The sequence below is a fragment of the Polaromonas sp. genome, assembly GCF_012927485.1.
Lineage (GTDB): Bacteria > Pseudomonadota > Gammaproteobacteria > Burkholderiales > Burkholderiaceae_C > Polaromonas.
On record NZ_JABBPC010000012.1, the window covers coordinates 272,125 to 294,575 of the forward strand.

Here is a 22,451-nt window from a genome sequence, read left to right on the forward strand (position 1 = left end):
GATCAGCGAGTCTCCGCAGGGGCAACGCCGGACTTTCCTGGTGCCTGGCTTCTGCGATCAACCTTGGTGATTTTGGGGTCCGTCCAAGTGCCATCAATGTGAAACTCCTGGGTCGCCGCTTCCATCAGGGGGCGGCGCAAAAACATCTGAGCCAGGAAGCTGCCCAAGCCGATAGCCGGATTGATGACCGTGGCAATCAACGAGGCTGTACCGGCATTGATCTCAGGCACCACGATCACCTTGATGTTTTGCGTTTCCCGGGCAATGTCGGCACTGCCGTCCATCAGCACCGCGGCATTGACACCGCTCATCTGCAGATTGTTGGTACGTGCCAGCCCCTGGTTGATAGTGACATCGCCGCGAACGAAGTCAAAGGCGAAGCCCTCGGAAAAGACGTCCCGAAAATCCAGCGCCAGGCGCCTGGGCAAGGACTGCAGGCTCAGCACGCCCAGCAGCTTTGCGATGCCCGGGTCTGCCTTCACGAATTGCCCGGACTCGAGGTTCACGTTGAACTGCCCGCTCAGGGTGGGATAGTCCAGGCTCAGCGGAGAGCCGATCCAGGCGACTTGGCCTTCGAGCTTGCCTTTGCCGCGGCGAATCAGCTCGCCCATGCCAAAGCGTTTGAGCAACTGACCCGAATCGGCAATGTCGAGCTTGAAATTCATCTCGGTGCGGCGCCGCTCCGAAGGTCCATGCGGTATCCGTGGCCCACCTGCTGCTGCTTTGACCGTTGAGGCCTGCGGGTTCAATGCCACCCAGTTGCCGGTCGCCGTCAGCATGGCCTCGGGCAAGATCATATTGAACTTGTTCAAGCGCCACTCGCGGATACCCCCCCCGGCTACAGCAGATCCGCCCCGGTTGACCGCTTCAATTTCAATCCGGCCCAGTTTCTTGCCCCGCAGTTCCATATCTTCCACCACAATGTCTAGGGCCGGGATGCTGGCGGGCTGCTCGTTCAACAGCGCCTCCACGTCGCTGGCCGTGCTGGGCGCCAAGCTCAAACGTGAAAGCCGTGCGTACACACGATCGGCACCTACGCCGCCGGGCTGGGGAAACTCAATGTAGCCATCAAGCTCAGTGGCATCAATATTCGCGCGCCAGTTCAAGCCGTCGCGCGACCCGCCCACCACCACATTGCTCAGCCGGCGGCCGCCTACTATCAATTCCTTGGCCCGCACGGCCATCACCGAGGGAACATAGCCCAGGGACGCAGCGGCAGAACTGACTGGCGCGGCCTCCAATACGTTGCCGCTGGGCGCGTCGGCCAGAATTTTCCCCCAGGCGTCCAAATCCACACGGGCCAGGTTAATGTTTGCGCCGACTCCCGTTACCTGCACCGGACCCGTCTCCCCGGGCTCCAGTCCGATGCCTATGCCGCCTCGAATCACGCGCGGTTCGCTACCGCTCACATCGCGCACATAGCGGAGGGAAGCGACCCTTCCGATGCTCAATGAAAGCTGGTCCTGCAACGTCTGCCCTGGGCTCATGGAGGCCGGCAACAGCGCATTCTCAAAGCGGAGTGGCAACACCGCTTCAGCGGTTTTGCTCAGGGGCGCGGGCAAATTCAACGCCATACCCTGCAGACTGCTGACTACCACCAGCTCCGACACCCCGCGCCTAAAACCGAGGGAGGCCGAGTACGCGGCGCTGCCGCTGGCGTTTTGCGCCATGCGTGCGACGAACCCCATGTCTTTGGCCTGGCGTAGCCCTTCTGCCGTGACCGTGCCTTGAGCCTTGAAGGCCACGCCAGTCTCTGTGTCGGGATTGCCCGCCGGAGTTCGTGAAGGGGCACGCGTACCCCCGTCAAAGCGAATCTCCCCTCCGAGCAGGCGTCCTTGGGCACCGCTCACGGTGAAGCCCCGCTCGCTCACCGTCACCACCCCCTTAACTTTTGTCAGCTGGGGCGTAGCAGGCGCAAACTGCAGGTCATTACCAGGCAGCGTGACCGTGCCTTCAACCCGCGATTTATCGATCGAATGGATAGGCAAGATCAGGTGAAAGCGATAGTCGCCAATACCGCTTGCAACCGTCTTTGCCAAGGCCTGGTTGGTCATGCCGGCCAGCGGCGAGGTATTGACAAAACCCAGCGCATCGGAAAGCAGCCCTTTGATGTCAGTGCTGACCTCGACCGTTGCGCCATGAGTCAGGTCAGGAATTCGCGCCGCGCCCTTGACCAATTGCAGGCCGGGCAATCGATCGACTTTTCCGCTGACGCCATTCACCTCAAGTGCCGCGCGGTTGAAAACCAATTCCCCATTGAGCTCGGTCAGGGCTGGCCACGGTGCCGCGCCCGGCGGTTGCAGGAACTTGGGGACATACGCAAAATGTCCGTTGTGCACTTTAGCGGAGACGCGAAAGTCTCCTTGGGCCGGGTTGACAAAAGGAATCAGCCTGACCGCACCCAAGACCTTGAATTTCACGTCGCTGACCTCGCCTTGCACCACGGCGTCACGGACGTAATGGCGCACCGGCTCGGGCAGCACCAGAGGTAAATAACGGTGAACCTTGGTTCCATTGCCGCGGCTCAAGGTGCCCTGCAGATCTAGCACTCCAGGGAAGCGGCGATCAGAGGACTTGTCAACCGTCGCAGCGCCGGGGGCGGCGTCCTCGGTATGCCATTTAACCTGAGCTTGCCCCTGCGCGTCGGCATTGGCAAATTGCAAATTGCGCAACTGCATTTCAATTTTCTGGCCCGAGAACTTCCATTGCGCCTCAACCGACAGTTGATCCATTGGAACCTTCGCGTCCTCGAAAATACCCGGCAGATCAATCGCACCGTTAACGATCTTGACCTGGGCTTGGCCGCCCTGCTGCGTCATGTCGAAATCAACGTTGGCCCCGCTAACACCCGGCCTCCCAGGGGTGTCGGGCGGGGCGCTTCCCGCGCCCGCGCTGGACGCCGGTTGCAGCGCTGCAGGCGCTGCCGGCAAGGCGGCAACGCTCAGCCCCACCACGCGGCCTTTCGCCGAAAAAGTAGTCGGCGCCTCCGCTGGTCCCTGCCAGCGGGCCTCGATGGTTTGCACCAATCCCTGGGGCGCGAATGAGGTGATAAGTGCCTGCGCACCAGCGTCGAGCGGCAGGCGACTGGCGATCTGTGCCAGCGCTGCAAGGTCCAGTTTGTCGGCTTTAAGTTCGCTGTGCTGCGGCACGCCCGCTTGATCGTTGGTGTGCGTCAGCGCGACGTTGCCGCCCGGCCACTGCAAGCCGTCCCGGGTGAGAAACCGCAGGCCTTCTGTATTGAAATCAAAGCCGCTGGCGCGCTGTCCGCCACCAATGCGCCCAGCCACCGATTCAAACGCCAGCGGCTGCAGCCGGGCGCTTAGCCGGGCATCGACATCGCGCAGCGCCATGTCGGCGGTGCCGCCAACAATCTTGCCTTTGATGACATCAGCCCAGGCACGCAGCGCCCCGTTTCCTCGTATTAATTCCACGCCCAGCGCATCTTCGCCGACGTATTGCTTGGCGCGGGACACGTCGACGCGGGCAAACTCGGCGTACAGCTGCCCGGCCCAGTCCGTAAAGTCGCCCGCGTGGCCTGACAACAAGGGCTGCCTGAAAATTCCTCTGAGTGTGAAGCGGTCACCCCATTCCACCGGTGGCGTGGCATCCAGTCGCACCAGGTGGCGGCGCCCGGCATTGCGCAATACCAAGTCCAGCTGCGTCAACGCCAGGGGCGGCGCCCGATGCAACTCGTCGGTCCAGCGCACCGCGCCTTCGCGTATGACAAACTCGGTCTGCGAGAAGAACCAGTCCGCCGCCGGGCTGCGCCTGGCGTCTGGACCCTGCGACATATCCAGTCCGCCAATGTAGATTTTTCCATCGGCAGCACGCCTGATATCGAGTTCGGGCTTGTCGATATAAAGCTGCTCAAAGCCCAAGCCCAAAATTGAGGACGCTGACAACGCGCCCAGAACACGGGGCAGGCGCAACGCCTCCCGCCCTTGCGAATCCAGCAAGGTCACGTCGTGCAACTCAAAGGCAGGAATCATGCCTTGCGAATAGGCTGTAATCTGACCGATGCGAACAGGCACCCCCAGCGCCTTGCTGGCTTCCTGTTCGATACGCGAACGAAACTCCCCGATTCGCGGCACAATCCACCCGTGCAGCACGAACCAGCTCAGACCAAAAAGAAGCCAGGCCGCTGCAACCAACCAGAGCAAGAGGCGCATGAGAAAAGCGATCCATCGGAGGCGTCTGGACGGCGAGGCTGGCGGGTCGATCGGGATGGTTATCGTGGGTTCCATTGGCTAGATAATTATGACCGCCGGTGGTAATGTTCGCCCGACGCAACACCATGAAGTTTGTGAAGTAGTGTGATGACCATGAATTCGACCGTCCGCCCGGACATCCTTTCCGCCACGGAGTCGCCCTTGGTGGGTGCGTCGGCTTATTCCCGTTTTGTCCAGCGCATCCGCCGCCGTTATGCAGAGCAGTTGCCGCTTTTGCCAGAGGGCGCACCAGCGCGCGCTTCCATGCAGCTCACGCTAGCGGCGCTTTTGGCGAGCGGCCTCGAAACGGGAGCGGCCCTTCGAGTGCTTCGCCAACTGGTCCTGGAACGGCTGGTGGTGCTCGATTGCGATGGCAGCTGCGACAGCCAGGCGCCGTTGCTCATGGTGACCAAGGCCATGACCGAGCTGGCTGAATTGGCGCTGGATGTGGCCATGCAGAGCTCGGGCCAAATGCTCGACGCGTTGCACGGTGCCCCTCAGGCACCCAACGGAGAGCGCGCCTGCATGTGGGTAGTGGGTATGGGCAAACTTGGCGCACGTGAACTCAATGTCTCCAGCGACATCGACCTGATTTATGTTTATGACCACGACGGTGAAACAGCCGGCCGTAGCGATGGCCGCGGTCAAATATCGAACCACGAGTATTTTGCACATCAGGTCAAATCGGTTTTCAGCCTGATCGGTGACGTCACCGAGCACGGCTTTGTATTCCGGGTCGATCTTGCGCTGCGGCCCAACGGCAACTCCGGCGCCGCCGCCATCTCGCTGAGCGCACTCGAGGACTATTTTCAGGCACAGGGGCGTGAATGGGAACGCTTTGCATGGCTTAAAAGCCGTGTGGTAGCGCCCCAGGATTGCATCCGCAGCGGTTCGGCGCAAGCCTTGCGCAGTTCCGTGCTGCCGTTTGTCTTCAGGCGCTACCTCGACTACAACGTGTTTGATGCGTTGCGCATCCTGCACCGGCAAATTCGCGAACACGCCACCAAACGCTGCGCCGGCCATCCCGAGCGCGCCAACGACGTGAAGATGTCGCGTGGCGGCATACGCGAAATTGAATTCACGGTGCAACTGCTGCAAGTGGTGCGCGGCGGGCAGTTTCCCGAACTGCGCACTCGCCCAACTGTCGACGCACTTCAGCGCGTCGCCCACGCCAACCTGATGCCTCAGGACACCGCCGATGCGCTGGCGAAGGCTTATGACTTTCTGCGCCGTGTAGAGCATCGCATCCAGTACCTGGATGACCAGCAAACCCATGTGCTACCGACGCGCGATGACGATCTGGGCTGGATTTCAAAGACCTTGGGCTTCGATAATTACTGCCTGTTCCTGATCGAACTGGACGCACAGCGCGAGCTGGTCGCCGCAGAGTTTGACAAACTGCTGGGCGGCAAAATCGACTGCAAAGGCTGTGGGAAAGGGACATCGGAGCCGCCACCGCAGCTGGACGACCTACTCGAACAGTTACCCGCGCAGTGGCCGGCTCAATTTCGCCATCGTTTAACGCTGTGGCGCCAACATCCCAGAATCCTTGCCTTGCGCGAGGACTCGCGTGCCCGCCTCGCCAGGCTGCTTCAGCGCACTGCGGGTTGGCTGTGCGAACGTAGCGTGACGGAAGAAGCCGCTTTGCGCTTCCTCGACTGGATAGAACCGCTGCTCAGGCGGGAAAGCTATCTGGCGCTCCTGCTCGAACGCCCCGCGGTGCACGAACGTCTATTGCGGCTGATGGGCGCGGCAAAATGGCCTGCACGCTACCTGCTCCAGCATCCGGGGGTGATCGACGAGCTCGCCAGCGACGAGATGATGCACGAGCGTTTTGATGCCGCCGGCTTCACCAAAGAATTGCAACAGCGGCTGGCCGCCTTGAGACGCACGGGCGAAGATGATGAGGAAACCTGCCTCAACCTGCTGCGTCGCGCCCACCATGCCGAAGTGTTTCGCACACTGGCCCGGGACGTAGAAGGCGTCCTTACCGTAGAACAGGTAGCCGACGACCTGAGCGCCTTGGCCGAAGCCGTTTTGAGCATTACCGCCGACTGGTGCTGGCAGCGTCTCAAAAACAGGCACCGCGAGTCGCCGCAATTTGCCATCATTGCCTACGGAAAGCTGGGCGGCAAGGAGCTCGGCTATGGCAGCGACCTGGACATCGTATTTGTCTTCGAAGACGAGGATGAGCGCGCCCCCGAGGTCTATGCGACCTTCGTGCGAAAACTGATCAACTGGCTGACCATCAAGACCGGCGAGGGCGACCTCTTTGAGATCGATACCGCTTTGCGGCCCAACGGCAACTCTGGTCTGCTGGTGACCCGCTTTGAGGCCTATGCCCGCTATCAGCAGCAGCGCGGAAGCAACACCGCATGGACTTGGGAGCACCAGGCCATGACGCGCGCCCGTTTCGTCCTGGGTGAAGAATCCTTGCGCTTGCGGTTCGACCAGGTTCGGGAGGCGGTCATCTCGGCGCCGCGCGACGTGGCGGCCCTGCGCGATGAAATCATGGCCATGCGCGACAAGGTGCGCGCGGCCCATCCCGTCAAGGGAGACAAGTTTGACGTTAAACACAGCGTCGGCGGCATGGTGGATGCCGAATTCGCAGTGCAGTTTTTGGTGCTGTCGCAGTCCGCGCGGCACCCCGAGCTGATTCACAATGTCGGCAATATCGCCCTGTTGCAGCGCGCCGAAGCGGCCGGCTTGTTGCCGCCGGGCGTCGGCGAGCGGGCGGCCAGTGCCTATCGGGAACTCAGACGCGTGCAGCACCGCGCCCGCCTCAACGAGGAGCCTACGCAGGTGACGCCGCCTTTGCTGCAAGCCGAGTGCGACGCCATTCAGGCGCTTTGGGCGGCTATCTTTAAATCGATCCCTTGATTTAACCTGCTTTAATCCACGTAGCCTGCGCGCAAACCTTCTGTTGCCCTGCAGGATGTGGCAACGCACGAGGGAAACCGCAACCCATGAATAAAATTTACGCCGCCCTCAGGGCTTCCAAGCCGCTGGCGGTGGGCGTCTTATCCGGTTTCGGACTCGCGGGCTGCGCAGTTGGGCCAGCCTATACGCCTGTTTCCGTGGCAATCCCCACGACCTGGCAGGCGCCCTTGCCACATCAAGGCACCCTGACCAACTTGTCGCAGTGGTGGCAGCAGCAGAACGACCCCTTACTGGTCGAGCTGATCATGGCCGCCGAGACGATCAGTCCTACTATTGCGTCGGCGCGCTCCAACATCGAACAGGCGCGCGCCTCCCGCATCGCCTCTGGTGCGGCTTTGCTGCCGACGCTGGACGCCACCGCCAGCGCTACCCGCGGCCGCTCACCCCCCGTGAACCGGGCCAGCCCGCCGATTGCCACGACCGAACAGGCAGGGTTGCAGGCATCGTGGGAAATAGATCTGTTTGGCCGGTATCGCGACACTCAGAATGCCAACCAGCAACGGCTGGAAGGCTCCGCAGCGTTGTGGCATGCGGCGCGTGTCTCGGTTGCCGCCGAGGTGGCCAATCAATACTACAGTCGGCGAACCTGCGAAAAGCTTTTGAGCGTCGCACGCGCCGATGCAGCCTCCCGGCTTGAAACGGCGCGCTTGGCAGAACTCAGTGCCAAGGCGGGATTCCAAGCACCGGCGACGGCAGCCCTTGCGCGTGCCAGTGCAGCGGAAGGGAATGGCAATGCGATTGCACAACGCGCATTGTGTGATCTCGATATCAAAGCGCTGGTAGCCATGACGGCCATCGACGAGCCCGCCCTGCGGCAAAAACTGGCCCAGCCAGCCGCCGATACGGCGCAAGAAACGATGCCACCCATTGCCAGTGTGCCTGCGGAAGTACTGGCACAGAGGCCGGATGTGTTCAACGCCGCGCGCGAGGTCGATGCCGCTCACGCAGAGGTGGGCAGCGCGCTGGCCCAACGCTATCCACGCTTGAGTCTCAGCGGCTCCATTGAAACCGCCAAATCGATAGCGCGCGGCGTTTCGCAACGCTTTGACACCTGGTCGGTCGGTCCACTGCAGTTGACCGTCCCGCTGTTTGATGGCGGCGTTAGCGCCGCCAATGTTGAGGCGGCCAAAGCGCGTTACCAGAACGCCGCAGTCCAATACCGCAGCAGCGTGCGACAGGCTGTTCGCGAGGTGGAGGAAGCGCTTGTCAATCTGCAGAGCACCGCCGAACGCAACGACGACGCCAAGGTCGCTGCCGCAGGCTACCGTGCGTCCTTCACCGGTACCGAAGCAAAATACAAAAGCGGCCTGGCCAGTTTGATCGAACTGGAAGACGCGCGGCGCACGTCGCTGGCCTCCGAAACGGCGGTCGTTACCCTGCAACGCGAACGCTCCAACGCCTGGGTGGCCCTGTACCGGGCACTCGGCGGTGGCTGGACAAGCGCCAGCCCTACGCCACCCGCCCCATTAACTGACCTCGACGTTTCTTCCGCTTCCGCTTCCGCTGCCGCCGCCACACCCTGAAAACGCGGCCATCGTTGATCTTTATCTCACCCGACCGACGAATCGAACACCCCCATGGAAAATTTTAAAAAGAGGCCGGCAGCTATTATTTTGACAGCTGTTATCGTTTTGGCGCTAGCTGCAGCCGCTGTCTATTTATTCAATTTCAGGGCGGCGGATAAACAAAGAACGATCGCAGCGAAACCAGCCCTCACGGTAGCCACGGCCCGGCCCAAACAATTGAGTCTTCCGGTCAAACTCAGCGCCAATGGCAACATCGCCGCCTGGCAGGAAGCCATCATTGGCTCTGAATCGAACGGACTCCGCTTGGTCCAGGTGCTCGCCAATGTAGGAGACCCGGTTAAAGCCGGACAAGTCCTGGCAGTATTTTCGGGCGACAGCGTGCAGGCAGAGGTGGCCCAGGCCCGTGCCAACCTGCTGGAAGCGCAAGCCAACGCCGCCGATGCGGCAGACAACGCTGCGCGTGCGCGCACCCTGGAAAGCTCAGGCGCCTTGAGCGCACAGCAGATCAACCAATACAGCACCGCTGAAAAAACGGCAAAGGCACGCGCCGAGGCCGCCAAAGCGGTGCTGGACGCGCAGCAACTGCGAGGGCGACAAACCAGGGTGCTTGCCCCGGACAACGGGGTGGTGTCTTCACGCACCGCCACCGTGGGCGCGGTCGTCGGCGCGGGCACCGAGTTGTTTCGGATGATTCGCGGCGGGCGCCTCGAATGGCGCGCGGAAGTGACCGCTTCCGAGTTGGGTCGTCTCAGCGTGGGCACCCCCGCCACAGTCATCGCGGCCAATGGCACGCGGCTGACGGGCCGAGTACGCATGGTCGCGCCGACCGTAGATCCGCAGACCCGCACCGCCTTGGTCTATGTGGATTTGCCCGCGTATGCCGGCATAGGTTCGCCGGCAAAAGCAGGGATGTTTGCCCGAGGTAGCTTCGATCTTGGCAGCACGCCGGCGCTCACCATTCCGCAACTGGCCCTGGTGGTGCGCGACGGCTTCAGCTATGTGTTTCGCCTCACTCCCGACAATCGCATCAGCCAGATCAAGGTGCAGACTGGCCGGCTGGCCGGGGAGCGGATCGAAATCACGTCGGGCCTGACTGCCGACGCAAGGATCATCGTGAGTGGCGCGGGGTTTTTGAACGATGGCGATTTGGTGCGGGTGAACGACGCAGCGACCATCGATAAGCCTGTTACGCCTGCCAGCGGCGTACGAGCAGCTATTCAATAAAGAGCACCCCGAATGAACGTCTCTGCCTGGTCGATCAAAAATCCGATCCCTGCCGTCATGCTGTTTGTACTGCTGACATTTGCGGGCATGTTGTCGTTCAGGGCCATGAAGGTACAGAACTTTCCAGACATTGACCTGCCTACCGTGACGGTGTCGGCCTCGCTGCCAGGCGCGGCACCGGCCCAGCTCGAGACCGAAGTGGCTCGCAAACTTGAAAACTCGATGGCGGCAGTTCAGGGCCTCAAGCACCTCTACACCAAGGTGCAGGATGGCGGCGTGAACATCACCGCCGAGTTCCGGCTCGAAAAGCCGGTGCAGGAAGCCGTGGATGACGTGCGTGCCGCCGTCGCCCGCATACGAGGTGATCTGCCCGCCGATGTGCGCGAGCCGGTCATCACCAAAATGGACTTGGCCGGTCAGCCGGTGCTGGCCTTCGCCATCAGCTCGCCACGCATGGACGAGGAAGCGCTGTCATGGTTTGTCGATAACGAGGTATCGCGCAAACTGCTCTCGGTGCGCGGTGTGGGGGCGGTCAATCGCGTGGGGGGCGTGTCGCGGGAAATACGCGTCGCGCTCGACCCGTCACGCCTACAGGCCCTGGGCGCGACCGCGGCCGACATCTCGCGGCAGCTGCGCCAAGTCCAAACGGAAAGCGCAGGCGGACGCACTGACCTGGGCGGCAGCGAGCAGCCCATGCGCACCCTGGCGACTGTCAAAACTGCCGAAGAACTCGGTCGCCTGGAACTGGCGCTCAGCGACGGCCGGCACATCCGGCTCAACCAGGTGGCGACCGTCAGCGACACCACCGCCGAGCCCCGCGCCGCCGCTTTGCTTGACGGCAAGCCGGTCGTGGGGTTCGAGGTCGCGCGCAGCCGGGGCGAGAGTGAAATCGCCGTTGGCGCGGCCGTGCAAACAGCGCTGGCCGAGCTCAAGCGGCAATACCCGGACGTGGCACTCACGGAAGCCTTCAATTTTGTACAACCGGTGCAAGAGGAATATGACGGCGCCATGCACCTTCTGTACGAAGGCGGCATTCTGGCGGTGCTGGTGGTGTGGCTGTTCCTGCGCGACTGGCGGGCTACATTCGTCTCTGCAGTCGCCCTGCCACTGTCGGTGATTCCGGCCTTTATCGGCATGCATTTTCTTGGCTTTTCGATTAACGTGGTGACGCTGCTGGCGCTGTCCCTCGTGATCGGCATCCTCGTGGATGACGCGATTGTGGAAGTTGAAAACATCGTTCGCCACCTCCGCATGGGAAAAACGCCGTACCAAGCCGCCATGGAAGCCGCCGATGAAATCGGCCTGGCGGTGGTGGCCACCACCTTCACCTTGATTGCTGTATTTTTGCCGACTGCTTTTATGAGCGGAGTGGCCGGAAAATTCTTCAAGCAATTCGGCTGGACCGCCTCGCTGGCGGTGTTTGCTTCGCTCGTCGTGGCCCGGGTGTTAACGCCCATGATGGCCGCCTACATTCTCAAGCCCATCGTGGGCCAACATCCAGACCCGCGCTGGATGAAGCGCTACTTGCGTATGGCGACCTGGTGCATGCAGCACCGCGTCACGACCATGCTGTTGGCCACCCTCTTTTTCATCGCCTCGGTCATGCTGATTCCGTTGCTACCGACCGGTTTTATTCCGCCAGACGACAACTCCCAAACACAGGTCTACATGGAGTTGCCGCCGGGCGCCACGCTGGCGCAAACGAGCGACTCCGCCGAGCAGGCGCGCTTGCTGATCAGCAAGCTGGAATATGTCAAAAGCATCTACACCACTATTGGCGGCGGGTCGGCCGGCGGTGATCCATTTGCCGTCCCGGGCGCCGCAGAAACCCGCAAGGCCACGTTGACGGTGCTGCTGGCCGAGCGCAGCGCCCGCCCGCGCAAGCAACTCATTGAAAGCAAAATGCGTACTGCGCTCGAAGCGCTGCCAGGCGTTCGCAGCAAAGTCGGGCTTGGCGGTGCCGGCGAGGCCTATATCCTGGTGCTGACAGCGGAAGACGCCAACGCGCTGCAAACTGCGGCGCTGGCGGTTGAAAAAGACCTGCGAACCATTCCCGGCCTGGGCAACATCTCGTCCAGCGCCAGTCTGGTTCGGCCCGAGATTGCAGTGCGTCCCGATTTCGCGCGCGCGGCCGATCTGGGCGTGACCAGTGCGGCGATCAGCGAGACACTGCGCATTGCCACCGTCGGGGATTATGAGGAGGCGCTTCCAAAACTGAACCTGCCGGAGCGGCAGATTCCGATTGTCGTCAAGCTCGACGATGTCGCCCGACAAGACCTCAGCGTCCTGGAACGCCTCGCGGTGCCCAGCGTCAAGCAGGGGGTCGGCCCGGTGATGCTCGGACAGGTAGCCGCGTTGGAGATGACCGGCGGGCCCGCCATCATCGACCGCTACGATCGCTCACGCAACGTCAAGTTTGAAGTCGAACTCTCGGGGCGGGCGCTCGGCGATGTCACCGACGCCGTGAAGAAACTTCCCGCTATCAAAAGCCTGCCCGCTGGTGTGAAGGTGGTGGAGATCGGCGACGCCGAAGTGATGGGCGAGCTGTTTGCAAGTTTTGGTCTGGCCATGCTGACCGGCGTACTGTGTATCTACATTGTTCTGGTGCTTCTGTTCAAAAATTTCTTGCATCCGGTGACAATTTTGGCGGCGCTGCCCTTGTCTTTGGGCGGGGCCTTTGTGGGACTGCTGATCGCGCAAAAAAGCTTTTCCATGCCTTCGTTGATCGGCCTCATCATGCTGATGGGCATTGCGACGAAAAATTCCATTCTGTTGGTTGAATATGCCATCGTTGCTCGGCGCGACCACAAACTGTCGCGCTGGGAGGCGCTGCTGGATGCCTGTCACAAACGGGCCCGGCCCATCATCATGACCACGCTGGCCATGGGCGCCGGAATGATGCCGATTGCACTCGGTTTCGGTGCGGCCGATCCAAGTTTTCGCTCGCCGATGTCGGTTGCAGTCATTGGCGGCCTGATGACTTCCACGGTACTCAGCTTGCTGGTCGTTCCCGTGGTATTCACTTACGTCGACGATATGGCCCAATGGGGCCATCGACAGGTCGGACGCTTGCGCGGACACGACAAGCCCCCCGCGGCGGAAAGGTAGCGGCACCCCGATAGGCATCGTCAAACCCTAACAGGGTCTGCCGCCTTTGATGGCATAGCAATTGTGCAGGTCTAATACAACCCCTGATATAAAGACTTGGGTGGATCCGTCTGCCGCTCAACCACCACCTGTAAGGCCACCACTCTGTTGAGGCGACTTCGCAGGCGCAAATAGCCGGGACACGTTACAAACACCTCTATTTCTAGAATTAATGGTCAATCGCATTTCTGCAAGCGGCGCTTCACAAACGACAGTCAAGGCACTGACGCTGAAAGGGGGCCGCCATGGCGTTTTGTTGTTTCATGGCCTGAGCAGCAGCCCGCTGGAACTGCAGTTTGTCGCTCGCGGGCTCCACCGAGCGGGCTACACGGTGCATGCGCCTGTTATTCCTGGCTACACCTATGGGTTGATCCATGATCAAGGGGCAAGCCACTGCGTAGAAGACTGGATTTCAGTCGCCTTGAAGGAGCTTGACTGGCTGTCGAAGAAATGCGACCTCGTTTCCGTTGGCGGCCTGTGTATTGGCGCGGTATTAGCCTTGCGAGTTGCTGCCATGCGCTCTGACAGTCTCCGCTCGGTGCTGGCGCTTTCCACCGCGCTGCACTTTGATGGGTGGGGCAATCCCTGGTACACGCAGTTGTTGGATCTGGCCCGCTACACCCCCTTTGCAAAACGCATTTCTATCAAAGAACGTGAGCCTTACGGATTAAAGGACGAAAGAATGCGCGCCTGGGTCAAGCGCCAAATGGACACGATCGGTCAATCGAATGCGGGCGCGGCATCTCTGCGCGTTGGAGACTTGCTGATCGCCAGAGACTTGATCTCCCTTACAAGAAAATCACTCGATAAAATTAAATGCGATTCGCTACTGATTCATGCAAAAGAAGATGAAATTGCATCGACAAAGAGCTCGTTTGAAGTGGCAGATCGCGTTAACTCAACGCGAATTCACCTTGTAATCTTGAGCAACAGTTACCACATGGTCAGCATTGATCAGGAAAAAGACGTTGTGATTTCTGCAATGATTCAATTCCTGTCGCAAGATGACATTGCGCCCAGCGTAGGATCGGTATCCCCGCCGGCCCAAGGACTTTCACTGGCAAAGCGGTAGTTTGGCAAGCAGGAAAAAGACGCACTGAGCATGAAAACGGCACGCGATGCAGCGAGAATGGGGCGACCGTTCCTCATAAACCCCCCACCGTATGGCGCCACAGATTTTGCCCCTCAATAAAGTGTGACAATCCATTTCGATGAAAAATTTACGGCTTGACGATGAATACTGATCTGGTTGCTCTTTTTGCCGAGACGTTTGGCATCAGTGAAGAAAAGCTGCTGCCCGAGGCAACGCTGGAGAGCCTCGGACTGGACTCCCTGGCAGTGATTGAATTTCTTTTCCAGATTGAAGACAAATTCGGCATTCAAATTCCCGATCAGGCCAACCCGCCCCGCACCCTTGCGGAGATGATGCAGCTGATTGGCCCCTTGTTGCCAGCCGGCAAGCCTGCTGTCTGAGCGCTAAATCGGGCTTGCCATGACTGCCCTTCGCCGTGTTGCCATTACAGGTCTTGGCGTCATCTCCGCCACCGGCACGGGCGCTCCTGCCTTCTTCGAGTCGCTGCTTGCAGCCCGCTCGGGCATCCGGTCTATAGACATTCTTTTCCCCACCGGCACTGAAAGCGTGTTGGCGGGTGCCATTGACTTTGATCCCGATCCTCACTTCTCGCGCGCCCAGTCGCTGACCATGGACCGTGTCAGCCAGTTTGCGTTGGTGGCGGCACGCGAGGCCATGGCGCAAGCCGGGCTGAGCGTCGCTGGCATCTGGCCCTCCGGCCTGGCCCGGGAGAGATTCGGCGTTTCCATGGGCACCGGCAGTGGCGGCGCCTCCTCCATTGAAGCGGCCTACACGGCACTGCTTGAGCAAAGGGTGGCACGCCTGCGTCCGATGACGGTCGTGCTGGCAATGAACAACGCCATTGCCGCCCATGTTTCAATGGAATTTGGGCTCAAGGGCCCGAGCAGCACTATTTCAAACGCCTGCGCTTCCTCGGCCAACTCCATCGGCGAAGCCTTTCGCCAGATTCGACATGGGTATGCAGACGCCATGCTGGCAGGCGGTTCAGAGGCGCTGCTAGTCCGGGGGTCCCTCAAGGCCTGGCAGGCAATGCACACCCTGGCGAAACCTCACAGCGACGGCGTCGAGACGTCCTGCCGCCCGTTTTCAATTGACCGTACCGGCTTGGTTTTAGCCGAAGGTGCAGGCATGCTGGTTCTGGAAGAGTGGGAAAGCGCCAAGCGTCGCGGTGCGACTATTCTGGCTGAGCTTTCGGGTTATGCGTCCACAAGCGACGCCCATCACCTGACGCAGCCGGAGGCCCAGAGTCAGGCTCGGGCGATGCGGCTCGCACTGGAAGACGCCAGACTCGACAGCTCGGCAATCGGTTATCTCAACGCGCATGGCACCGCGACCGAAGTCGGCGACGTGGTGGAGTCGATCGCCATCAAACTGGCTTTTCCGGACGCTGCCCAACGCTTGCCGGTCAGCTCCACCAAAGGGGTTCATGGACACGCGATGGGTGCAGCGGGCGCCCTGGAATTTATCGCCAGTGTGATGGCTTTGCGCACCGAGCAGCTGCCACCGACCGCTTTCCTGCAACACCCGGATCCGCGTTGCGATCTCGATTACATTCCGCAGACGGCGCGGGATTGCCCCGGCTTGCGGGTGGTGATGTCGAATTCGTTCGCCTTTGGCGGCTCCAACGCCGTGTTGATCGCCAGCGCAGCCTAAGCACCCTGTTCTGATTCAACCAAGCGATAAGGCACCAGCGACTTCCGTTAAGGCGTTGTTCTGATTTTTTTCACCAGGGCGGTGGTTGAATAACCGGCCACAAACGGAATCGCCACAGCCTTGCCGCCATAAGCCTTCACGACCGCCGTTTCGGCCAGCCTGCTCATGTCGTAATCGCCGCCTTTGACCAAAATATCGGGCTTGAGCTCGGTGATTAACGCCAGCGGCGTGTCCTCGTCAAACCAGGTCACCAAACTAACGGACTCCAGCGCCGCCATGACCGCCGCGCGGTCGTCTTGATTATTCAAAGGCCGATCCGGCCCTTTGCCCAGCCGCTTCGCGGACGCATCGGTGTTGAGCGCCACCACCAGGCTGGCACCGAGCTGGCGAGCCTTGGCAAGATAAGTCGCATGGCCCCGGTGGAGCACGTCAAACACCCCATTGGTAAACACGACGGGACGTTGCAACGCTGCCATGCGTGCTGACACGTCTTCGCGCGCAACCAGCTTGGCCAAAAATGCGGGAACGCTCATACGGTCTGCGGCTTCGCGCCGGGCGTCGCGGACTCGGCCATCTCGCGGTTCAGCTCCTTGCGGTAACGGTTGAGCTCCTGCACCGTTTTAAAACTCTGCTCCATCAAGAGGCTCAGGTTGTGCAGGATCCGGTCAACCACTTTGCCTTCCCAGGCGGAGTCGAAATGGATCTGGGTGTCGAGCCAATGCTCCAGCCACTCGGGATCGGGCAAGCGGCTTTGAATCGTGTCACGCGGGAACAGGTTTTTATTCACGTGCAAATTGGTCGGGTGCAGCGCCTGCGCCGTGCGACGGGCACTGGCCATCAATACCCCGATTTTGGCGAAGGCGGTCTTGGCTTGATCGCCGAAATTGCCGAGGGCGCGTCGCATGTAGCGCAAATAGGCCCCGCCGTGGCGCGCTTCGTCCTGACTGAGCTGGGTATAAATCTGCTTGATTACCGGCTCTGTATGCCACTCGCTCGCGCAACGGTACCAGTGATTTAGGCGGATTTCGCCGCAAAAATGAAGCATGAGCGTTTCCAGCGGAGGCGCGGGCTCAAACTCAAAGCGAACCTCATGCAATTCTTTTTCCGTGGGCAGCAGATCAGGCCGGAAGCGCCGCAGGTATTCCATGAGCACGAGCGCATGTTTCTGCTCCTCAAAAAACCAGATTGAAATGAAGGCCGAAAAATCACTGTCGTCCTTGTTGTCGCGCAGGAACATTTCCGTCGCTGGTAAAGCCGCCCACTCGGTGATCGCATTCATCTTGATGGTCTGGGCTTGCTCGTCAGTCAGTTTGGACGCATCAAAACTTGCCCACGGGATGTCCGTGTCCATGTTCCAGCGGACGGATTCAAGCTGTTTAAAAAGTTCGGGGTAAAGCATAGAAGCTCCTTGCAACGAATACGCAGAAAAGTCTGCTTTGGATGTCCTGTCAGGCTATCTGGGTACTGCTTCGATTTTATGCGGCTAATGTGACAGGGGCGTCGACTTGACAATTACTGCATGTCTTTCAGCGACCGGCGCTTTGCAGTTAAAGCCAGCCTTCGATGTCCGCACCACCGTACGCACTGTCTCAGGCTGAGGCGACGCAGTTAGAAGAAAACTGCCAGAATAAAGTGTTTTAAATCACTGTCACCGAGTACTGCCATGTCCCCATTTCCTCTCAAACTGATTCTCCTGATGACGCTCTTGACCGGCTCGGCGACAAGCGTCTTGTCAGCTGTGCCCAGCGTACCGGTGCCGGTTACGGCATCGGGAAGTGCCCCACCATCGGCGGCGTGTTCCAGTCTTCTGCAACAAAACTTCTTGCGTCTCCAGGACGAAAAGCCCCAGTCGCTATGCCAGTACAGCGGCAAGGTCGTGGTGGTGGTCAACACCGCCAGTTTTTGCGGGTTTACCCCTCAGTACAAGGGTCTCGAAGAGCTGTACAGCAAATACAAGGACCGAGGATTGGTGGTGCTCGGGTTTCCTTCCAACGACTTTTCCCAGGAAACCGGTAGTAACAAAGACATTGCAGATTTTTGCGAAAACACCTTTGGAGTGAAATTTCCGATGTTCACGAAAACCACCGTGACCGGCAAAGACGCAAGCCCTCTGTTCAAGCAGCTGGCCGATAAAACCGGTACCGCACCGCGCTGGAACTTTTACAAGTACGTGATTGCCCGGGACGGCCTGAGCGCAGTCAGCTTCAACTCAATGGCCGACCCTGCAAGCCGCCAATTTCTCAAAGAAATTGAAAAACAGCTGGCAAGCAAATAGCCCCGCGCAGTCTTCATTTTCAGTAAAAATACCACTTAGTCACTATTTCTACTAAATAGTAATTTAGCTTGTATGATGGGGCATGGGCAATTTCTCCATGGACCACACTGCTTTGCCGACGGCGCTTACAAGCGCAGTCATGTCCCCCTGCGAAACACTCCGCGCCGGCGCTGTCTGGCAAAACGACGGCGACCTGCCAAGGCCGTCCTACGTTTACAGAAATTTACCGTATGCCGTGGGCCAATGCAGGGAACTACTAAAGCCTTGCCGGTCTCCCAGAGATAGTCACGCAGTTCGACACGCCGGACGGCGTCGGCTGCATAACTGTTTTATTGCTGCGAAGTCTTCTGAGCCGATTCGGTTCGGACGCAATCCCGGGGCGCTCCTCCTCCTCACTCCCTCCTCAGTTCGCGCCGGGGCGCTTCGCAGCATTCTTATCTTTCGGGTGGCGGCATGAATGCCCTCCGGCGCGTGGCCATCGTTGGCTCCGGCATTTCAGGATTGGCCGCCGCACATGCCCTGCACGGCTTGGCCGACGTCACCCTTTTTGAGGCGGGCAACTACTTCGGGGGTCACACCCATACCGTCGACGTCACGCTGCCAGGCGAACAAGGCCTTGTAAGTCACGGCGTGGATACGGGCTTTCTGGTGTTTAACGAGCGCACCTACCCTCAACTGATCCATCTTTTTGCCGAACTTGGCGTGGAAACAGCCAAGTCAGACATGTCGTTTTCAGTCAAGGTGCCCGGCGCGTCGAAGGCCGCAAACAGTCCGGGCCTCGAATGGAGCGGCGCCAGCCTGAACAGCGTCTTTGCTCAACGCGGCAATCTGGCAAACTGGAAATTCCTTCGGATGCTGCGCGACGTCGTCCGCTTCAATCGCATCACCACTCAACTGGCCGAGTCAGGCGCCGATGCCGACGCCGCAATGTTGCAGCCGTTGAGCGAATTTTTGCGGGCTGAAAAGTTTTCTGTCGAGTTTCGAGACTGGTATTTCCTGCCCATGATGGGCTGCATCTGGTCCTGCCCGACCGATCAGATGTTGCAATTTCCGGTAGCCACCATGATCCGGTTTTGCCACAACCATGGCCTGATCCAGATTACCAACCGACCACAATGGTGGACGGTCAAGGGCGGAGCGCGGCATTACGTTGAAAAAATTATTCAACGTATCGCCGACAAACGGCTCAACACACCGGTCCGCTGGATTGAGCGCGATGCAGACGGCGTAACCATCGCGACGGACGGCCAGATCGAGCGTTTTGACAAGGTGGTGCTCGCCGCGCACTCCGACCAATCGCTCGCCTTGCTGCGCGATGCCAACCCGATCGAAAGCGCCGTGCTAAGTGCAATCCGCTACCAGGCGAACCGAGCTGTCCTTCACACCGACGTCTCGGTGCTGCCGCAAAAAAAGCTGGCCTGGGCCGCCTGGAACTACGAGCGCGCACAAGACCAAGGGCGCGAATCGGCGCGTGTTTGCCTTCATTACCTGCTGAACAAGCTGCAACCGCTGCCTTTTAAGCAACCCGTGGTGGTTTCACTGAATCCGACGAGCGAGATTGAGCGTAAACATATCATGGGCGAATTTGAATACACACATCCAGTTTTTGACGCGGCAGCCATCCGCGCGCAAAAAGAGCTGCCCAAACTGCAGGGCCTGCAACATACCTACTTTTGCGGTGCCTGGACCGGTTATGGCTTTCACGAGGATGGCCTGAAGTCGGGGCTGCAAGCGGCTAAGCTGTTGCTGGAACAACCGACCGAGGCGACCGTATGAATCTGGTTGTTCCGTCTGCCCAGGCGCTAATCGGATTTGGCGAGGTACGCCACACCCGTCTGCGCCCAGCCAATAACGCCTTTAATTATCCGACCTACTTCCTGATGTTGCCTATGCGCAGCCTGCACGCGAATGGCAGCGGCGCGCTGGCCCATAACCGCCGTGGGGCGCTGAGTTTTTTTGACAAAGACCATGGCGACGGCGGAGACAATGCCGTGGCGTGGCTGGACGCACTGCTGCTGAGGGAAGGCGTAGAAGATGCTAAAGGCGAAATTTGGCTGCACACCTATCCACGCGTGTTGGGCTACACCTTCAAACCGGTGAGTTTCTGGTATTGCCATCACGCCGATGGCACCTTGCGGGCGATTCTGGTGGAAGTCAACAACACCTTCGGAGAGCGCCACTGCTATCTGCTCGATGCGCCGAAGTACGGGCAGGAACTGAAAGCGGACAAGGTATTTCATGTTTCCCCCTTTTGCACCCTCGAAGGTGGCTACCGCTTTCGCTTTATGCGTACGAGCAGCCATGGAATCCTTAAAACCCTGGCCCGCATCGACTACGACGATCAGGATGGCCCCCTGCTTGAAACCAGCGTGAGTGGCACGCTGGAGCCGGTTACCAGCGCCAGTTTACGCAAGGCCTTGTGGGGGTACCCCGCCATGACGCTCGGTGTGATGGCTCGCATTCACTGGCAGGCCCTCAAGCTGTGGCGCAAACGCGTCCCTTTTATCCGAAAACCGAAACCTACTGAACCATTTGTGACGCGATGAACACACTCCGCTCCCCCTCCGTATCCCAAGCGTTTGAAATGCCAGGCGATGCCCCGAGCGCCGCTCGGACGGCCTTGAAATTGCTACTGCGTTTGAAACACGGCACGCTCACCGTGCAGCTGCCGGATGGCTCGTTGCAGCGTTTTGGCTCCGGCACTGCGCCTATGGCGAGCCTGCACCTGCACAACTGGAATCCGTGCAGCGCGGCGCTACGTTCAGGTGATATTGGTTTCGCGGAAAGCTACATTGCTGGCGACTGGACTACGCCTCACCTGACCGACCTGCTGCAGGTGTTTATCGTCAACCGCAAGGAAGTTGAAGATGTGGTCTACGGTAGTTGGCTGGGACGCCTCGCTTACCGAATCAAGCACCTCCTGAATCGCAATACCAAGGCGAATAGCCAGAAAAATATCCACGCGCATTACGACCTCGGCAACGCCTTCTACGAGCTGTGGCTGGACGATACGATGAATTACTCATCGGCGATATTTGCGACCCCGGCTACCTCCATGAAGGATGCCCAGGATGACAAAGTACGCCGCGCGCTGAGCATGGCGCAGGTGAGGCCCGGCGACCGTGTGCTGGAGATCGGCTGCGGCTGGGGGGCACTGGCCGAGATGGCGACGACGGAATTCAAAGCCTCCCTCGTCGGCGTCACGCTGAGCACGGAACAACTGGCCTGGGCCGATGCCCGAATGGCTCGCGTCGGGGCTACCGGCAAAGCAGATTTGCGTTTGCAGGATTACCGGGACATTGGAAAAACCACAGCTGACGCGCCCTTCGATGCGATCTGCTCCATTGAAATGGTTGAAGCGGTGGGCCGCGAATATTGGCCCGAGTATTTCCAGACCGTGGCACGTCTTCTCAAGCCCGGCGGCCATGCATGTATTCAGAGCATCGTGATTGCCGACGAACTGTTCGAGCGCTACATCCGCTCCACCGACTTTATCCAGCAATACATTTTTCCCGGCGGCTGTCTGCCTTGTCCGCGAGAGTTTCGCAAGCAAGCCCAGGCCGCCGGCTTCGAGGTGGTGGACGAGTTTTCGTTTGGCCAGGACTACGCGCGCACCCTGAAGATCTGGCGCGATGACTTTTTGGCCCAAGAGTCACGGGTGCTCCAACTCGGGTTTGACAAGAGGTTCATACGTATATGGGAGTTCTACCTGGCGTATTGCGAAGCTGCTTTCACCCAGGCCAGCACCAGCGTCATGCAGTTCACGCTGCGCAAACGCTGAAGCGCTGGTTGCTGGCGGGTTTGGCGAGTGCCATGTGCGCTGGTGCGGTGCTGGCACAGCCCACGGAGCCTACCCCCTCTGCAGTGACTGAAGCGGCTGTCAATACCAGCGCGTCCGACTTTCGGCCCGAGCTAAAAGAAGCTCTGCCCCAAGGCCAGCTGATTGGCAAGGGGCGCCTCACCATCTGGGGATTCCAGGTCTATGACGCCCGTCTATGGGTACCTGCAGGCTTCGCCGCCGAAAACTACGCCAGCCAGCCATTGGCGCTGGAACTTGCGTACTTGCGCGCCTTTGATGCGACCGATATCGCCAGACGTTCACTGCAGGAAATGCGGCGGAGCCAGCCCATCAGCGAGAACCAAGCGGCGCAATGGACGGCTGAAATGTTGCGTGTAATTCCCAACGTCCGCAAGGGCGATCGCATCCTGGGCGTCCACCGACCCGGCGTCGGAGCGTCCTTCTGGGTCAACGGCAAAGCCAGCGGCGATATTCGGGACGAAGAATTTGCAAAACGATTTTTTGGAATATGGCTGTCGCCTAAAACCTCTGAGCCAAAGCTGCGTGGCGCCCTTTTGGCGGGGGCAGGAGGGTGACGCTTCAACAC

At 59.9% G+C, this 22,451-nt stretch carries 15 protein-coding genes; 12 read left to right on the top strand and 3 right to left on the bottom strand.

The window, feature by feature from the left end; all coding sequences use genetic code 11:
* Positions 1 to 2: 2 nt before the first annotated feature.
* Complete coding sequence (locus tag HHJ16_RS05395; protein WP_293641399.1) at positions 3 to 4,169, bottom strand: YhdP family protein; 4,167 nt, start codon at positions 4,167 to 4,169, stop codon at positions 3 to 5.
* A 153-nt stretch (positions 4,170 to 4,322) separates the two neighbouring features.
* On the opposite strand from HHJ16_RS05395, the gene glnE reads away from it, so the two are divergent.
* From glnE to HHJ16_RS05430, 7 genes are all read left to right on the top strand, one after another.
* Positions 4,323 to 7,088: a bifunctional [glutamate--ammonia ligase]-adenylyl-L-tyrosine phosphorylase/[glutamate--ammonia-ligase] adenylyltransferase gene (gene glnE, locus HHJ16_RS05400; RefSeq protein WP_293641400.1), complete on the top strand. Its 2,766-nt coding sequence runs from the start codon at positions 4,323 to 4,325 to the stop codon at positions 7,086 to 7,088.
* Between the two features lie 86 nt (positions 7,089 to 7,174).
* Entirely contained in the window at positions 7,175 to 8,671 is a 1,497-nt protein-coding gene (locus tag HHJ16_RS05405; RefSeq protein WP_293641401.1) for an efflux transporter outer membrane subunit, read from the top strand.
* Positions 8,672 to 8,725: 54 nt separating this feature from the next.
* Entirely contained in the window at positions 8,726 to 9,898 is a 1,173-nt protein-coding gene (locus HHJ16_RS05410; protein WP_293641402.1) for an efflux RND transporter periplasmic adaptor subunit, read from the top strand.
* A 12-nt stretch (positions 9,899 to 9,910) separates the two neighbouring features.
* Positions 9,911 to 13,006, top strand: a complete 3,096-nt coding sequence (locus HHJ16_RS05415; protein ID WP_293641404.1) for an efflux RND transporter permease subunit — start codon at positions 9,911 to 9,913, stop codon at positions 13,004 to 13,006.
* 211 nt (positions 13,007 to 13,217) lie between these two features.
* On the top strand, positions 13,218 to 14,117 hold the full coding sequence (locus HHJ16_RS05420) for an alpha/beta fold hydrolase (protein ID WP_293641406.1): 900 nt from the start codon (positions 13,218 to 13,220) through the stop codon (positions 14,115 to 14,117).
* Between the two features lie 161 nt (positions 14,118 to 14,278).
* The gene (locus HHJ16_RS05425) at positions 14,279 to 14,518 is read left to right on the top strand and encodes an acyl carrier protein (protein WP_293641408.1); all 240 of its coding nucleotides are present in this window, start codon (positions 14,279 to 14,281) and stop codon (positions 14,516 to 14,518) included.
* 19 nt (positions 14,519 to 14,537) lie between these two features.
* Entirely contained in the window at positions 14,538 to 15,791 is a 1,254-nt protein-coding gene (locus HHJ16_RS05430) for a beta-ketoacyl-[acyl-carrier-protein] synthase family protein (protein ID WP_293641410.1), read from the top strand.
* A 47-nt stretch (positions 15,792 to 15,838) separates the two neighbouring features.
* On the opposite strand, the gene rfaE2 is transcribed toward HHJ16_RS05430, so the two are convergent.
* Complete coding sequence (rfaE2, locus tag HHJ16_RS05435; RefSeq protein WP_293641412.1) at positions 15,839 to 16,324, bottom strand: D-glycero-beta-D-manno-heptose 1-phosphate adenylyltransferase; 486 nt, start codon at positions 16,322 to 16,324, stop codon at positions 15,839 to 15,841.
* On the bottom strand, positions 16,321 to 17,190 hold the full coding sequence (locus HHJ16_RS05440) for a ferritin-like domain-containing protein (RefSeq protein ID WP_293641414.1): 870 nt from the start codon (positions 17,188 to 17,190) through the stop codon (positions 16,321 to 16,323). The genes rfaE2 and HHJ16_RS05440 overlap by 4 nt, the downstream gene beginning before the upstream one ends.
* Positions 17,191 to 17,454: 264 nt before the next feature.
* Between HHJ16_RS05440 and HHJ16_RS05445 the strand changes: the two genes are divergently transcribed.
* From HHJ16_RS05445 to HHJ16_RS05465, 5 genes are all read left to right on the top strand, one after another.
* The gene (locus HHJ16_RS05445) at positions 17,455 to 18,066 is read left to right on the top strand and encodes a glutathione peroxidase (RefSeq protein ID WP_293641416.1); all 612 of its coding nucleotides are present in this window, start codon (positions 17,455 to 17,457) and stop codon (positions 18,064 to 18,066) included.
* A 453-nt stretch (positions 18,067 to 18,519) separates the two neighbouring features.
* Positions 18,520 to 19,842, top strand: coding sequence for an FAD-dependent oxidoreductase (locus HHJ16_RS05450; RefSeq protein WP_293641418.1), 1,323 nt, complete (start codon positions 18,520 to 18,522; stop codon positions 19,840 to 19,842).
* A complete protein-coding gene (locus tag HHJ16_RS05455; RefSeq protein ID WP_293641419.1) occupies positions 19,839 to 20,612 on the top strand; it encodes a DUF1365 domain-containing protein in 774 nt (257 codons plus the stop codon). The genes HHJ16_RS05450 and HHJ16_RS05455 overlap by 4 nt, the downstream gene beginning before the upstream one ends.
* Positions 20,609 to 21,847, top strand: a complete 1,239-nt coding sequence (locus tag HHJ16_RS05460) for a cyclopropane-fatty-acyl-phospholipid synthase family protein (RefSeq protein ID WP_293641421.1) — start codon at positions 20,609 to 20,611, stop codon at positions 21,845 to 21,847. Before HHJ16_RS05455 ends, HHJ16_RS05460 begins: the two co-directional genes overlap by 4 nt.
* 32 nt (positions 21,848 to 21,879) lie before the next feature.
* Positions 21,880 to 22,440: a chalcone isomerase family protein gene (locus tag HHJ16_RS05465; protein WP_293641423.1), complete on the top strand. Its 561-nt coding sequence runs from the start codon at positions 21,880 to 21,882 to the stop codon at positions 22,438 to 22,440.
* The last annotated feature ends 11 nt before the right edge of the window (positions 22,441 to 22,451 follow it).